The organism is Actinoplanes sp. URMC 104, assembly GCF_051386375.1.
Classification (GTDB): Bacteria; Actinomycetota; Actinomycetes; order Mycobacteriales; family Micromonosporaceae; genus Actinoplanes.
The window spans coordinates 1,931,467-1,944,934 of the sequence record NZ_JBPQTO010000002.1 but is presented as its reverse complement, the minus strand read 5'-3'; the positions used below and the strand labels follow the sequence as shown (position 1 = coordinate 1,944,934).

Here is a 13,468-nt window from a genome sequence, read left to right as displayed (position 1 = left end):
AGGTGGCGCGGTGATAACGGTCCTCGTCGTGGACGACTCGGTGGTCGTCCGCCGGCTGATCGTCGACGCCCTGGGAGGCGCGGAGAACATCGAGGTCGTCGGCACGGCGTCCAACGGGCTGCTGGCCCAGGCCAAGATCGACCAGCTCAAGCCCGACGTGATCACGATGGACATCGAGATGCCCCAGATGGACGGCATCACGGCGGTCCGCGAGCTGCGCAAGCGGCACAAGCACACCCCGGTGATCATGTTCAGCACGCTGTCGGCGGCGGGTGCGACCGCCACGCTGGAGGCGCTCGCCGCGGGCGCGACCGACTACGTCACGAAGCCCAGCAACGTCGGGTCGATCGACGAGTCGATCAAGGCGGTGCGCACCGAGCTGGTCCCCAAGATCCACGCGTTGGCCGGGCGCCGCCGTCCGGGCGCCGCGCCCTCCGGGCCGCCGGCTCGTCCCGGCGCCGCGGCGGCCCCGACCCGGCCGGGCACCCGCCCGGGCGCGGCTCCGGCGCCGGCGGGAGTGTCGCCGGCCGGCGCCGCCCGCCCCGGCGCCGCGCCGTCCGGGCCGGCCGCGGGCCGGGCTGCTCCGCGCAAGACGGCGCCCGGGGGGCGGATCGAGATCCTCGCGATCGGCTCGTCGACCGGCGGGCCCGACGCCCTGACCAAGGTGCTCCAGGGGCTGCCCGCGGACTTCCCGGTGCCCATCGTGATCACCCAGCACATGCCGCCGGTCTTCACCCGCATGTTCGCCGAGCGGCTCGACCGCAGCACGCCGCTGCGCGTGGTCGAGGCGACCGACGGCATGGAGCTGGCGCCGGGCACGGCGTACATCGCGCCGGGGGACCAGCACCTGGTGCTGCACCGCCGGGGCACGACCACGCTGACGCAGCTCAGCGGCGCGCCGCCGGAGAACTCGTGCCGCCCGGCCGTGGACGTGATGTTCCGGTCGGTGGCGGCGCTGTACGGCCCCTCGGCCTATGCCGCGGTGCTGACCGGAATGGGACACGACGGACGAGGTGGCGCGAAGGTGCTGCGAGAGGCGGGCGCCGAGGTGCTGGCACAGGACGAGGCCACCTCGGTGGTGTGGGGCATGCCGGGCGCCGTGGTCGGCGCGGGGCTGGCGGACGAGGTGCTGCCGCTCGACCGCATCGCCGGCCACCTGGTGGCGCGCATCAAGACCAACCGTTCCGCGGCGGTGACCCGATGACGCTCTCGCAGTCCGAGTTCTCCTTCGTCTCCCAGCTCGTGCGGCGCGAGGCGTCGATCGTGCTGGCCCCCGGCAAGGAGTACCTGGTCGAGGCGCGGCTCATCCCGGTGGCCCGGGCGGTCGGCGCGGCCAACGTGAACGAGTTCCTCGCCGACCTGCAGCGCCGGCCCGACCCGGCCAAGCAGCGCAAGATCATCGACGCGCTCACCACCAACGAGACGTCCTGGTTCCGCGACCGGGAGCCGTTCGCGGCCCTGACCGACGTCGTGCTGCCCGAGCTGGTCAAGGCGCGCACGGCGACCCGCAAGGTCCGGGTGTGGTCGGCGGCCAGCTCCAGCGGCCAGGAGGCGTACAGCCTGGCCATCACGCTGCAGGAGAACCTGCCCGCGGGCTGGAGCTACGAGATCATGGGCACCGACATCTCGACCGAGATGGTCAAGCGGGCCGAGACGGCGGAGTACAGCCAGGTCGAGGTCAACCGTGGGCTGCCCGCCGCGCAGCTGGTGCAGTACTTCGAGCGGGCCGGCGCGCACTGGCGGATCACCCCGGCGCTGCGCCGCAACGTGTCGTTCCGGCTCATGAACCTCACCGCGCCGCTGCCCGCGATGCAGCCGTTCGACGTGATCTTCCTGCGCAACGTGCTGATCTATTTCGACGTCGCGACCAAGCGGTCCGTGCTGCAGAACGTCGCCAAGCTGCTGCGCCCGGACGGCTGGCTGTTCCTCGGCGCGGCGGAGACCACGATCGGCATCGACGACAACTACGAGCGGGTGGCCGCCGGCCGCACCTCCGCCTACCGAGTCCGTACCGGGGTGCCCGCGGGCGCCGTGAGAAGGGGGTGACGCCGATGCGCGCCATGGTGATCGACGATTCCCGCGCGATGCGCATGATCCTCAGGCGCATCGTCACCAAGCTCAACTTCGAGGCGGTGGAGGCGGGCGACGGCAAGGAGGCGCTCGATCTGGTGACCGCCATGCCGGAGGTGCCGGAGCTGGCCCTCATCGACTGGAACATGCCGAACATGAACGGGCTCGAGTTCGTCACGCACGTGCGGGCCGATCCGCGCCTGCGTGAGATGACGCTGGTCATGGTCACCACCGAGAGCGAACAGAGCCAGATCGTCCGTGCGCTCGCCGCCGGCGCGCACGAATACGTGATCAAGCCCTTCACCGAGGGCGCCATGATCGAAAAGCTGGCCCTGCTGGGCCTCGTCCCGACCGGAGCGAACTCATGAGCGTCGAAGTCGAGGTCGACGAGAACGACCTCGCCGAGATGGTGGAGCAGGTGTGGGAGTCGTATCTGGATCCGGAGGGCGTCAGCCCCCTGATCCCGACCTACGACGAGAACCAGCCCTCCGAGGTGCACTCCTCCGTCTCCATCACCGGTTCCTGGACCGGGCACGTCGTCTACGCGTCCTCCACGCTGGCCGCCCGCCGGGCCGCCGCGGCCTTTCTGGCCATGGAGGCGGACGAGGTGACCGAGGAGGACATGTCCGACGTGCTCGGCGAGCTCGCCAACATCGTCGGCGGAAACGTCAAGGCGATGCTGCCGCCCGGCGCGCTCCTGTCGCTGCCGCAGGTGGTGCTCGCTCCCGAAGCGACGGCGCGCTACCCCAACGCGGAACGGATCAGCGGGGTCTACGGGCTCTGGGACGGCGAGCCGGTGTCGATTTCCATGTGGCAGTGCCACAGCAACAGCACCAACGCCAACAAGGAGGGCGCGGAATGAAGATTCTCATCGCTGACGACAGCCGGGTGATGCGGCAGATCGTGATCCGCACCCTGCGGCAGGCGGGGTTCGGGGACCACGACCTGATCGAGGCCACCAACGGGCGCGAGTGCTTCGAGATGACCCAGTCGGAGAAGCCGGACCTCGTGCTCTCCGACTGGAACATGCCGGAGATGACGGGCATCGAGGCCCTGCGGAGCCTCCGCGCGGCGGGCAACGACGTCAAGTTCGGATTCGTGACGTCCGAGAGCACGCCGGAGATGAAGGATCAGGCGGAAGCGGCCGGCGCTTCCTTTTTCATCGTGAAGCCCTTCTCGGCTGAACGTTTCGATGAGGTCTTCGCTTCTATTTTGGGATGATTAAGACATGTCCGACGTCTCGGTTCTTCCTGGCACTCTGGCCGTCCGCAACCTCTTCGAGGACCTGCTCGGCCGTGAAGTGACCGTCAGCCCCGGTGAGCCCCTCAGCGCAGACGAGGTGCCCACGTCCACGATCGCGATTTTCGTCGACTCCGCCCAGAAGGTCTACGCCGTTCTCGGGATGAGCCTGTCGCTGGCGGCCAACGCCGGCGCGGCTCTGGGCCTGCTACCCGCCGGTGCTGCCGAGGACAGCATCGACGACAAGCAGCTCTACCCGAACCTCGCCGAGAACGTGGGCGAGCTGTGCAACGTGCTGACCAGCCTGCTCAACCGCGAGGGCAGCCCGCACGTCAAGCTCCACCAGGTGGTCTACCCCGGCGAGCCGCTGCCCGCGGACGCCCGGGCCCACCTGATGGCGCTCGGCCGCCGGGTCGACCTGCTGGTCGAGGTCAACCGGTACGGCAAGGGGAAGTTCAGCCTCTCTCTCGCACCCTGATCGCACGCACGGAAGGCAGCGGGCCCGCCACGGTGGCGGGCCCGTTGCCTTTTTGGTTGCTAAGCAATTGCAGGATCCGGCCGAACCTGAGTACGAGCCTGCTTACGGACGGGAGTACGTCATGACCCTGCCGACCTCCGGACTTTCCGGCGCGAGTGCCGCGGCCGCTGCCGCCGGCGCCTCCACGCCGGAGAAGAGCAAGACCCTCGGCGACCGGGACACCTTCCTCAAGCTGCTGGTGGCGCAGCTGAAGTACCAGGACCCCAGCAAGCCGGCCGACTCGACCCAGTTCCTGGCGCAGACCGCCCAGTTCACCCAGGTCGAGAAGCTCGAAGGCATCGCCGACATGCTCAAGGGCCAGCAGTTGATCACCGCCAGCTCGCTGGTCGGCAAGACCGTCGAATACATGACCCCGGACGGCGCGAAGCTCAACGGGGTCATCTCGGCGGCGAAGCTCAACGGCGACAGCGAGCCGATGCTGCGGATCGGCGGCGCGGAGGTGCCGCTGTCCAAGGTCACGGAAGTCCAGGAGATCAAGCCGGACGCGCCCGGCGCGACTGCCAAGCCGTAACCCTCGAGGAGAAAAGGAACCCCTTCATGCTGCGCTCCCTCTACTCGGGCATCAGCGGTCTGCACGCACATCAGCAGATGATGGATGTCACGGGCAACAACATCGCCAACGTGAACACCGTCGGCTTCAAGGCCAGCTCGGTGCAGTTCCAGGACACGCTCAGCCAGATCACCGGCGCGGCCGGCGCCCCGCAGAACGGCCAGGCCGGCACCAACCCGGCGCAGGTCGGTCTCGGTGTCCGCAGCGCCGGAATCACCTCGAACTTCAGCCAGGGCTCGGCGCAGACCACCGGCAAGGCCGGCGACATGATGATCCAGGGCGACGGCTTCTTCATCACCCGGCGGGGCAACGAGGAGCTCTACACCCGGGCCGGCTCGTTCTTCTTCGACGCCAACGGCATGCTGGCGACGGCCACCGGGGAGCCGGTGCAGGGCTGGACCGCCGACGAGAACGGCGTGGTCAACCCGGCCGCGAAGCCCGGTGACATCAAGATGCCGCTGGGCAAGAGCATCTCGCCGGTGGCGACCAGCACGGTCGAGATGAAGGGCAACCTGACCAACGACCTGCCCGAGGGCGTCACCGACCCGACGACCATCCCCGCCATCGAGATCCCGTTCAAGGCCTTCGACAAGTCGGGCAACCCGGTCAGCCTCTCGGCGAAGTTCACCCGGACCACCGCGGACCCGGAGGCCGATGTCCAGGACTGGACGGTGACGCTCACCAAGTCCGGTGACGACGGGCCCACGCCGCCCATCACCGCGACGATCCAGTTCAAGGACGGTAAGCCGGTCGTCACGCCGCCTGCGACCAAGGCCTCACTGACGTTCTCCGGTGTCGCCGCGGCCTCCGGGGGTATCGACGTCAACCTGAGCGACGAGATCGTCGTCGACGTCAACGACCTCACCATGTTCCACGGCCTCACCGAGGCGCGGGTGTCGGACTCCAACGGCAACGCGGCCGGCACGCTGGCCTCGCTCACCTACACGGTGTCGGACACCGGGCAGATCATCGGCGCCTTCAGCAACGGCCAGAAGAAGGTGCTCGGCCAGGTCGCGCTGGCCACCTTCAAGAACGTCAACGGTCTCGAGAAGACCGGCGACTCGATGTGGCGTTCGACGGTCAACTCCGGCCTGGCCCAGGTGGGCACGCCCACCAGCGCCGGGCTCGGCCAGGTCATCAGCGGCGCGCTGGAGATGTCGAACGTCGACCTGGCGCAGGAGTTCACCAACCTGGTCGTGGCCCAGCGCGGCTTCCAGGCCAACTCCCGCATCATCACCACCTCCGACGAGCTGCTCCAGGAGCTCGTCAGCATGAAGCGCTAGCAACACCCGGCACGCCGGCCGCGGCCGGGACAGGCGTTCCCGCGCCCGTCCCGGCCGTCCGCGTTTCGCGGTCCGGCTGCACCCGTAGTGCGACCCGTTGGCTATCAGCGGCAACCGGGATCAGGCCGAAACACCTAGCGAAGGCCACGGACGGCCAGCCAGTCAGGACCACACCACCACCCAAGGACGGATGCAAGTGATCCTCGTAACCCGCATCAACGGTGCCGTGTTCGCCCTGAACCCGGACCTGATCGAGCGCGCCGAGTGCACGCCCGACACGGTCATCACGCTGGTCGACGGCACCAAGTACGTCATTGCCGAGTCCGTGCCCGAGTTCATCGATTCAGTGCGGCACTACCGCGCCTCGCTGATCGCCCAGGCAAGCCGCCTCGAGGCCGAGCCCGTCGACACCCACTCCTCCGCCACGTCGTCCGACGACGACAACGACGCTAAGGTGCTCCCGCTGCACCGGAATGGACGCTGATGGACATCTCAACCATCGTCGGTGTAGTTGTTGGCCTCATCATCATCTTCACCGTCCAGATCCTCGAGGGCGGCTCGCCTGCCTCCATCATCCTGATCCCCTCGATGCTGCTGGTGTTCGGCGGCGCGTTCATGGCCGGTATGGCCGGCGGCGTGCTCAAGGACGCGACCGGCGCCGGCAAGACCCTCCAGAAGGCGTTCCTCGCCAAGGTCACCCCGCCCACCCAGCTGGTCGACGAGATCGTCAAGCTGGCCGAGCGGGCCCGCCGCGAGGGTCTGCTGGCCCTCGAGGACGCGGTCAAGACCGTCGAGCACCCGTTCCTCAAGCGCGGCCTGCAGCTGGCGATCGACGGCACCGACCCGGACGAGCTGCACGACATCCTGCACGCCGAGATCGCGGCCAAGAAGAAGGCCGACAAGGCGAGCGCCAAGCTGTTCGAGAACATGGGCGGCTACGCCCCGACGATCGGCATCATCGGCACGGTCATGGGCCTCGTGCACGTGCTCGAGAACCTGAACAAGCCCGAGACGCTCGGTCACTCGATCTCCGCCGCGTTCGTCGCGACCCTCTGGGGCGTGCTCAGCGCCAACGTCATCTGGCTGCCGGTCGCCGCCCGTCTCGGTCGCCTCAGCGCCGTCGAGGCCGAGGAGATGGAGCTGGTCGTCGACGGTGTCCTCGCGATCCAGGCCGGCTCGAACCCGCGTCTGGTCGCCCAGAAGCTCCGCAGCCTCCTTCCTCCGGACGAGGCCAAGAAGGCCGAGGCGGCCGCGAACACCAAGAAGGCGGCGTAACGCATGAGTTCCGGCGGCGGCAAGCGCAAGCAGCGCCATGAGGAGCACGAGGAGCACGTCAACCACGAGCGCTGGCTCGTGTCGTACGCCGACATGCTCACCCTGCTGTTCGTCCTGTTCGTGGTCCTGTACTCCATGAGCGACGTCAACATGAAGAAGTTCGCCCAGCTGGCGGCCGGTCTGTCGTCCGGCTTCGGCGCCCAGAGCGCCGCGTTCCAGGGCCAGCAGGGCCCGATGGACGGCTCGGGCAACAGCGCCGAGATCGTGCAGATCGACCCGGGCGCCAACCCGGGCGACGGCAAGGCCGGCTCCTCCAGCCTGACCGCCAAGGAGCAGGAGGCGCTCAAGGCCGCCATGGCCGCCGAGGCCCGCAAGGAGGCGTCGAAGGACGCCCAGGCGGCGACCAAGGAGGCCCAGAACCTCAAGAAGATCGAGAACCAGATCTCCGACGCCCTGGCCAAGGAGAAGCTGCTCGACGCGGTCAAGTTCACCATCGACCGGCGCGGCCTGGTGGTCACCGTGGTGACCAACGAGGTGGTCTTCGCCGGCAACCGCGCCGACTTGCAGGCCGGCGGCAGGAAGATCCTCGACGCCATCGCCCCGACGCTGGTCAAGCTGCCGAACAACATCGAGGTCGACGGCAACACCAACCAGCTCAAGGCCAGGACCACCTTCTACCCCAGCGGCTGGGAGCTCTCCGCGGCTCGCGCCTCGACCACCGTGCGCTACCTGGTCGGGCACGGCCTGGCCAAGAACCGCATGAGCGCCGTCGGTTTCTCCGACACCAAGCCTCTGATCAACCCGTCCGACCCGCGCTCGATCACCATGAACCGGCGCGTCGACATCGTCGTCCTGACGACGCTCACGGCCGATCAGGCGGCGCTGCTGCCGTCCGCGGCCGGCTCCGACAACAAACTGCACCAGGGTCAAACCTCAGCTGCAGCCAAGGCGGCTCAAACAGCCGGAACGACGACCGATAACACCAGCGAGTCCGGCACCGAGCCGAACACCGACACCCCGACGCACGACTGAGAGGAGCTTTCGATGAGCAAGGACGAGACGACCACCACCGCGGCCGACGCCCCGAAGAAGTCCAAGAAGATGCTGATGATCGTCGTGGCTGCCGCAGTCGTGCTGCTCGGCGGTGGCGGCGGCGGCGCGTTCTTCATGCTGAAGGGCGACAGCGCCGAGGCGGCGGCCCCCGAGAAGGGCGCGGTCACCGCGATCGACGAGCCGCTGACGATCAACCTGGCCGACGGCCACTACCTGAAGCTCGGCTTCTCGCTGCAGCAGACGGCCGACGCCGGCACCGAGGAGGTCGACACCAGCGAGGCGCTCGAGCTGGCGATCGACGAGTACACCGGCAAGAAGGTCGCCGAGCTCTCCACCGAGAAGGGCCGCGAGGCGCTCAAGGAGGAGCTGCTCAAGAAGATCGAGAAGGCCTACACCGAGGAAGGCAAGCAGATGGTCATGGACATCTACTTCACGCAGTTCGTCACCCAGTAAGGCCAATAGCTCAGACTAGCCGCGTAGGGCGGGTTCACTCCGGTGAACCCGCCCTACTGGCAATAACGGGACAAAAAAGCCCCTCGCGCTCAGCCGTTCCGGAAACGAGCCGATGGGGACGACGTGACCAACGCCGCACGCACCCCGGGCCGGATCTCCCGCCGCGGCCAGGGCTCAGGGCCGGCTCCGTACGACTTCCGCAAGCCGATCAAGCTGTCCCGCGAGCACGTCCGCACGCTGCAGATCGCCTTCGAGACGTACGCGCGCAGCTGCGGAACGCTGCTCACGACGCGGCTGCGGGCGGTCAGCAACGTCACGCTCGCCTCGATCGAGCAGCTCAACTACGACGAGTACGTCGCGGCCCTCAACAACCCCACGGTGATCGCCGTGGTGGCGCTCGACCCGCTCCCCGGCACCGCGCTGATGGAGATCTCCACCTCGGCGTCGATGACCGCCATCGACCACATGCTCGGCGGTCCCGGCGGTCCCCAGCCGGAGCGCCCGCTGACCGAGGTCGAGATGCCGCTGCTGCGCGGGCTGCTCGAGCGGATGCTCGGCGAGCTGCGCTACGGCTTCGAGACGCTCGTCGACATCCACCCCAAGCTCAAGGACATCGAGTACAACGCGCAGTTCCTGCGCGCCCACCAGCCGGGCGACGCCTGCGTGATCGCCTCGTTCGACGTGAAGATCGGCGCCGAGGAGACCAGCCACACCTTCTGCCTGCCGTTCAACACGATCCTGCCGGTGCTCTCGCGCACCGAGACGGTGGTGCTCAGCGCCGCCGAGCGGGCCGCCAAGGACATGGCGCTGCGCAACCTCACCGCCGGGCTCTCGGCGGCCCCGCTGGACGTCGCGGTGCGATTCCAGCCCATCCGGATGCGTACCGATGACATCGTGGACCTACGGCCCGGAGACGTCGTCCCGCTGGGACATCCGACCAGCCGGCCGCTCGAGGTGACGGTCAACGAGACCGTTTTCGCCCATGCAGTTCCCGGTAATCAGGGTGCCCGGCTCGCCTGTCTCGTCGTGCCGGCCCCCAAGGAATCGCCCAAGGAGTCTGGCCGCCCATGACCGCGCCCACCATCACCGCGCCGCAGCTGGCGCTCGCCCGCAACGCGGCCGACGCCGCGCTGGGCGTCCTGCCCACGAGCCGCCCCCTGGTCGCCGCCGAGCCGATCGCCGCCACCGCGGACGCCCTGACCGAGGGTCAGGCGGTCACCGCCCGGTTCAGCGGCGCGGCCGCCGGCGAGGTGGTCGTGGTGGTCGGGCAGGACCTCGCGGACGCGCTCAAGGAGAGCCCGCTCGGCGAGCTGGACCTGACCGCCGCGGTGCGCCCGGCGCTCGAGGCCGCGGCCCGCGTGTTCGGCCCGGTCGTGCTCGACCCGGGCGTCGTGATGGAGCCGCAGGTGGCGCTGAGCGCGCTCGCGGCCAAGGACGATGCCGTCGCGGTGCCGCTGGTCGAGGGCAACGAGATCCGCGCCGTGCTGGCGCTGGCCCTGAACCCGTGGCCCACCGCGGGCGCGCCGGTGGGTGGCAACGTGGCCGTCCGGGACGCCGCGCCGGCGGTGCAGCTGCGCGGCGGCCTGGACATGCTGCACGACGTCGAGATGGAGGTGTCGGCCGAGCTGGGCCGCACCCGGATGAGCGTGCGGGAACTGCTCTCGCTGACCCCGGGCGCGATCGTGGAGCTCGACCGGGCCGCGGGCAGCCCCGCCGATCTGCTGGTGAACGGCCGGCTGATCGCCCGGGGCGAGGTCGTGGTCGTCGACGAGAACTTCGGCATCCGGGTCACCGAGATCGTCGCTCCGGGCACCGAACGGGAGTAACGGCCTTGTTCGAGCTCGTCCTGCGGATCGGCTTCACGCTGCTGGTCGTCCTGGGCATGATGTGGGGCCTGGCGAGGCTCGTGCGCCGCCCGCTGGGGCGCGGGCACGGGGCGCTGGTCGTGCTCAAGCACCAGCAGCTGACCCGCGGCGCCGCGGTGGCCGTGGTCAAGGTAGCCGACCGGGCGATGGTCCTCGGGGTCACCGATCAGCAGGTGAGCCTGCTGGGCGAGGCCGAGGCCGAGCTGTTCGAGCACCACCCGGCCGAGCACCGCGACCACCTGGAACTCGACCCCGAGCTCGCGGCGGAGCTGGCAAACGGGCCCGCTGAGCTGCCGGGGCGGCACGCCGCGGCAATCGGCAGCGGCCGGCTCGACGGGTCGCTGCTGTCGCCGCGCACCTGGAGGTCGGCCATGGAGTTCCTCCGCGATCGGACCAGCCACCGATGATCAAGCGCGCGCTTCTCACCCTGCTGGCGAGCCTGGGCTTCGCGCTCGTGCTGCTGCCCGGACCGGCGGCCGCCGAGCCCGGCCGCTCGCCTGCGGTGACGGAGCGCGCGCCCGCGTCCGTGGTCGCCCTGCCCGAGCGGGCGCCCGCGCCGCCGAGCCCGCCGGCGCGTCCCGGCCGCCCCAACATCAACGTCAACATCAACGGCACCAACCCGGACGGCAGCCGCCCGGCCACGTCGCTGATCATCATGCTCGGCCTGACCGTGCTGTCGGTCGCGCCGGCGATGCTGCTGCTCTGCACGTGCTTCACCAAGATCTTCATGGTCCTGGGCATCACCCGCAACGCGCTGGGCCTGACCAGCATGCCGCCCAACCAGGTGCTCGCCGGCCTGGCGCTGTTCATCAGCCTGTTCATCATGGGCCCGACCGTCTCGGCCATGAACGAGCAGGGTGTGCAGCCCTACCTGCGCGGTGACAAGACCCAGTCGCAGGCGTTCCGGGACGGCGTGAAGCCGCTGCGCGAGTTCATGTGGCGCAGCACCCGCGACGACGAGGTGGCGCTGATGGTGCGGCTCTCCGGCGAACAGCGCCCGCGCAACCGCGACGACGTCGAGCTCACCACCCTCGTGCCGGCGTTCGTGCTCTCCGAGCTGCGCGCTGCGTTCATCATCGGCTTCGTCATCTTCATCCCGTTCCTGCTCATCGACATGGTCGTGTCGGCGTCGCTGATGAGCCTGGGCATGATGATGCTCCCACCGGTCACAGTTGCTTTACCCTTCAAGCTTCTGTTGTTCGTGCTGGTCAACGGCTGGGGGTTGATCCTCACGGCACTGGTGGCCTCGTACCGATGAACTTCTCCGTCCCGACTGCCGAGTTGCTCGCGCTGCTGCTCGGCGCGGCCCGGACCGGCGCCTGGATGATGGTCTGCCCGCCGTTCAACTCGCGGCTCATCCCCGGCACGGTCAAGGCGCTGCTCTCCGTCGGCCTGACCCTGCCGATGGCGCCCTACCTGCGCGGCACGCTGCCGTCGCTGCAGACCTCGGACATCATCTTCAGCGTCCTGATCCAGGTGTTCGTCGGCGCCGGGCTGGGGTTCCTCACCGCGCTGCTGTTCGCCGCGCTGCAGGCCGCCGGCGACCTCATCGACCTGTTCGGCGGCTTCACGCTGGCCATGGGGTACGACCCGCTGTCGCAGAACCAGAGCTCGATCTTCGGCCGGTTCTACAACCTGGTCGCCGTCACCCTGCTGTTCGCCACCGACGGCCACGAGATGGTGCTCCGCGGCTTCCTGCAGACGTTCCGGACCGTACCGCTGAACTGGTCCTTCTCCTCGAACACCTTCAGCGAGCTCATCATCAAGGGGCTCGGTGACATGTTCCTCGCCGCGATTCAGATCGCGGGCCCGCTGATCGCCGTGCTGTTCCTCACCGACGTCGCGTTCGGCCTGCTCAACCGCGTCGCTCCCGCGCTCAACGCGTTCCAGCTCGGCTTCCCAGCCAAGATCTTCATGGTTCTGCTCATCTCCGGTATCGCGATCATGGCGCTGCCCGGCGTGGTCGACTCGCTCGTGGAGCGCGCGGTCAAGGCCGTGCTCCAGCTCAGCGGCGGATAGGGGGTGACATGTCGGGCGAGAAGACCGAACAGCCGACACCCCAGAAACTCAAGAAGGCCAAGCGCGAAGGGCAGATCGGCCGTACCCAGGACATCGGCGCCTGGTTCGGCATGCTGGCCGCGAGCGTCATGCTGCCGCGCACCATGAAGTCGGCGCTCGAGCACGCCGAGAAGCTGGTCGCCCAGATCCCCGACGTCGTCGCCGATCCGCAGCCGGCCCAGGCGATGGCGCTGCTCAAACAGGCCATGATGGGCACGCTCTGGGCCGTGCTGCCGCTGGCGCTCACGATGATGGCGGTCGGCATCGCGGCGGCGGGCGCGCAGGGCGGCATCCGGGTCGCCACCAAGCTGTTCATCCCGAAGTTCAGCAGGCTCAACCCGTGGCCCGGCCTCAAGCGCATGCTCGGCCCGCAGGCCCTGTGGGAGGGCACCAAGGCGCTGGTCAAGACCGCGGTGCTGGCCGGCGTGCTCTACACGACCACCAAGAACGTCTTCCCGGCGCTGATGACCGCCGGGCAGCTGCCGCTGGCCGCGCTGCTGGGCACCGTCGTGGACGCGACGCTCAACCTGATCCGGGCCGCCTCGGTCGCGGGCATCGTGATGGCCGCGGCCGACTACTTCGTCGTCCGGCGCCGCACCAACAAGCAGCTGCGGATGACCAAGGAAGAGGTCAAGCAGGAGTACAAGAACACCGAGGGCGACCCGCTGATCAAGGCGCAGATCCGGGCGCGGCAGATGGCGATGGCGCGCAACCGGCAGATGTCCGACGTGCCCACCGCGGACGTGGTCATGGTCAACCCCACCCACGTGGCGGTGGCGCTGCGCTACGAGCCGCAGAAGGGCGCCCCGCGGGTCGTGGCCAAGGGCCAGGGGCCGCTCGCCACCAAGATCCGTGAGCTGGCCGCCGAGCACCGGGTGCCGATGGTCGAGGACAAGCCGCTGGCCCGGGCCCTCTACGGCGGCGTCGAGGTGGGGCACGAGATCCCCGCGGAGTTCTTCGGCGCGGTGGCCAAGGTGCTGGCGTTCGTCATGAGCCTGAAGGCGCGTGGCTCGGCGGCAGGCCTGCACCGCAACCCCAACTCCGCCACAGAAGCCGCATAACGAAAAAGTTGGGAGATTTCCTC

General features: G+C 69.1%; 18 protein-coding genes. All 18 read left to right on the top strand.

Annotated features, from left to right (window positions below):
• The first annotated feature begins 10 nt into the window (after positions 1-10).
• Positions 11-1,204: a protein-glutamate methylesterase/protein-glutamine glutaminase gene (locus ACSNN8_RS10140; protein WP_436648395.1), complete on the top strand. Its 1,194-nt coding sequence runs from the start codon at positions 11-13 to the stop codon at positions 1,202-1,204.
• The gene (locus tag ACSNN8_RS10135) at positions 1,201-2,046 is read left to right on the top strand and encodes a CheR family methyltransferase (RefSeq protein WP_436648394.1); all 846 of its coding nucleotides are present in this window, start codon (positions 1,201-1,203) and stop codon (positions 2,044-2,046) included. The genes ACSNN8_RS10140 and ACSNN8_RS10135 overlap by 4 nt, the downstream gene beginning before the upstream one ends.
• 5 nt (positions 2,047-2,051) lie before the next feature.
• Entirely contained in the window at positions 2,052-2,438 is a 387-nt protein-coding gene (locus ACSNN8_RS10130; RefSeq protein WP_436648393.1) for a response regulator, read from the top strand.
• Positions 2,435-2,932 (top strand): chemotaxis protein CheX, encoded by a 498-nt coding sequence (locus ACSNN8_RS10125; protein ID WP_436648392.1) that lies wholly within the window; start codon positions 2,435-2,437, stop codon positions 2,930-2,932. The genes ACSNN8_RS10130 and ACSNN8_RS10125 overlap by 4 nt, the downstream gene beginning before the upstream one ends.
• A complete protein-coding gene (locus tag ACSNN8_RS10120) occupies positions 2,929-3,291 on the top strand; it encodes a response regulator (protein ID WP_436648391.1) in 363 nt (120 codons plus the stop codon). The genes ACSNN8_RS10125 and ACSNN8_RS10120 overlap by 4 nt, the downstream gene beginning before the upstream one ends.
• Positions 3,292-3,298: 7 nt before the next feature.
• Positions 3,299-3,787: a hypothetical protein gene (locus ACSNN8_RS10115; RefSeq protein ID WP_436648390.1), complete on the top strand. Its 489-nt coding sequence runs from the start codon at positions 3,299-3,301 to the stop codon at positions 3,785-3,787.
• A gap of 121 nt (positions 3,788-3,908) precedes the next feature.
• Positions 3,909-4,358 (top strand): flagellar hook assembly protein FlgD, encoded by a 450-nt coding sequence (locus ACSNN8_RS10110; protein WP_436648389.1) that lies wholly within the window; start codon positions 3,909-3,911, stop codon positions 4,356-4,358.
• A 26-nt stretch (positions 4,359-4,384) separates the two neighbouring features.
• Entirely contained in the window at positions 4,385-5,680 is a 1,296-nt protein-coding gene (locus ACSNN8_RS10105; protein WP_436648388.1) for a flagellar hook protein FlgE, read from the top strand.
• A 196-nt stretch (positions 5,681-5,876) separates the two neighbouring features.
• A complete protein-coding gene (locus ACSNN8_RS10100; RefSeq protein WP_436648386.1) occupies positions 5,877-6,164 on the top strand; it encodes a flagellar FlbD family protein in 288 nt (95 codons plus the stop codon).
• A complete protein-coding gene (locus ACSNN8_RS10095) occupies positions 6,164-6,955 on the top strand; it encodes a flagellar motor protein (RefSeq protein WP_436648385.1) in 792 nt (263 codons plus the stop codon). The genes ACSNN8_RS10100 and ACSNN8_RS10095 overlap by 1 nt, the downstream gene beginning before the upstream one ends.
• A gap of 3 nt (positions 6,956-6,958) precedes the next feature.
• Positions 6,959-7,987, top strand: a complete 1,029-nt coding sequence (locus ACSNN8_RS10090; RefSeq protein ID WP_436648384.1) for a flagellar motor protein MotB — start codon at positions 6,959-6,961, stop codon at positions 7,985-7,987.
• Positions 7,988-7,999: 12 nt separating this feature from the next.
• Positions 8,000-8,461: a flagellar basal body-associated FliL family protein gene (locus ACSNN8_RS10085; protein ID WP_436648383.1), complete on the top strand. Its 462-nt coding sequence runs from the start codon at positions 8,000-8,002 to the stop codon at positions 8,459-8,461.
• A 123-nt stretch (positions 8,462-8,584) separates the two neighbouring features.
• The gene (locus ACSNN8_RS10080) at positions 8,585-9,532 is read left to right on the top strand and encodes a flagellar motor switch protein FliM (RefSeq protein WP_436648382.1); all 948 of its coding nucleotides are present in this window, start codon (positions 8,585-8,587) and stop codon (positions 9,530-9,532) included.
• Positions 9,529-10,287, top strand: a complete 759-nt coding sequence (fliN, locus tag ACSNN8_RS10075) for a flagellar motor switch protein FliN (RefSeq protein ID WP_436648381.1) — start codon at positions 9,529-9,531, stop codon at positions 10,285-10,287. Before ACSNN8_RS10080 ends, fliN begins: the two co-directional genes overlap by 4 nt.
• Before the next feature lie 5 nt (positions 10,288-10,292).
• Positions 10,293-10,733, top strand: coding sequence for a flagellar biosynthetic protein FliO (locus tag ACSNN8_RS10070; RefSeq protein WP_436648380.1), 441 nt, complete (start codon positions 10,293-10,295; stop codon positions 10,731-10,733).
• Entirely contained in the window at positions 10,730-11,584 is an 855-nt protein-coding gene (gene fliP / locus ACSNN8_RS10065) for a flagellar type III secretion system pore protein FliP (RefSeq protein ID WP_436648379.1), read from the top strand. Before ACSNN8_RS10070 ends, fliP begins: the two co-directional genes overlap by 4 nt.
• On the top strand, positions 11,581-12,345 hold the full coding sequence (locus tag ACSNN8_RS10060; protein ID WP_436648378.1) for a flagellar biosynthetic protein FliR: 765 nt from the start codon (positions 11,581-11,583) through the stop codon (positions 12,343-12,345). The genes fliP and ACSNN8_RS10060 overlap by 4 nt, the downstream gene beginning before the upstream one ends.
• Positions 12,346-12,353: 8 nt before the next feature.
• Positions 12,354-13,445, top strand: a complete 1,092-nt coding sequence (locus ACSNN8_RS10055; protein ID WP_436648377.1) for an EscU/YscU/HrcU family type III secretion system export apparatus switch protein — start codon at positions 12,354-12,356, stop codon at positions 13,443-13,445.
• Positions 13,446-13,468 lie beyond the last annotated feature (23 nt).

Excerpts from the sequence above, each read along its gene's own strand:
- ACSNN8_RS10110 (WP_436648389.1), top strand. The coding sequence starts at position 3,909 with ATGACCCTGCCGACCTCCGGACTTTCCGGCGCGAGTGCCGCGGCCGCT.
- ACSNN8_RS10060 (WP_436648378.1), top strand. The coding sequence starts at position 11,581 with ATGAACTTCTCCGTCCCGACTGCCGAGTTGCTCGCGCTGCTGCTCGGC.
- ACSNN8_RS10125 (WP_436648392.1), top strand. The coding sequence starts at position 2,435 with ATGAGCGTCGAAGTCGAGGTCGACGAGAACGACCTCGCCGAGATGGTG.
- ACSNN8_RS10115 (WP_436648390.1), top strand. The coding sequence starts at position 3,299 with ATGTCCGACGTCTCGGTTCTTCCTGGCACTCTGGCCGTCCGCAACCTC.
- ACSNN8_RS10090 (WP_436648384.1), top strand. The coding sequence starts at position 6,959 with ATGAGTTCCGGCGGCGGCAAGCGCAAGCAGCGCCATGAGGAGCACGAG.
- fliN (WP_436648381.1), top strand. The coding sequence starts at position 9,529 with ATGACCGCGCCCACCATCACCGCGCCGCAGCTGGCGCTCGCCCGCAAC.
- ACSNN8_RS10105 (WP_436648388.1), top strand. The coding sequence starts at position 4,385 with ATGCTGCGCTCCCTCTACTCGGGCATCAGCGGTCTGCACGCACATCAG.
- fliP (WP_436648379.1), top strand. The coding sequence starts at position 10,730 with ATGATCAAGCGCGCGCTTCTCACCCTGCTGGCGAGCCTGGGCTTCGCG.
- ACSNN8_RS10085 (WP_436648383.1), top strand. The coding sequence starts at position 8,000 with ATGAGCAAGGACGAGACGACCACCACCGCGGCCGACGCCCCGAAGAAG.
- ACSNN8_RS10095 (WP_436648385.1), top strand. The coding sequence starts at position 6,164 with ATGGACATCTCAACCATCGTCGGTGTAGTTGTTGGCCTCATCATCATC.
- ACSNN8_RS10130 (WP_436648393.1), top strand. The coding sequence starts at position 2,052 with ATGCGCGCCATGGTGATCGACGATTCCCGCGCGATGCGCATGATCCTC.
- ACSNN8_RS10135 (WP_436648394.1), top strand. The coding sequence starts at position 1,201 with ATGACGCTCTCGCAGTCCGAGTTCTCCTTCGTCTCCCAGCTCGTGCGG.
- ACSNN8_RS10120 (WP_436648391.1), top strand. The coding sequence starts at position 2,929 with ATGAAGATTCTCATCGCTGACGACAGCCGGGTGATGCGGCAGATCGTG.
- ACSNN8_RS10055 (WP_436648377.1), top strand. The coding sequence starts at position 12,354 with ATGTCGGGCGAGAAGACCGAACAGCCGACACCCCAGAAACTCAAGAAG.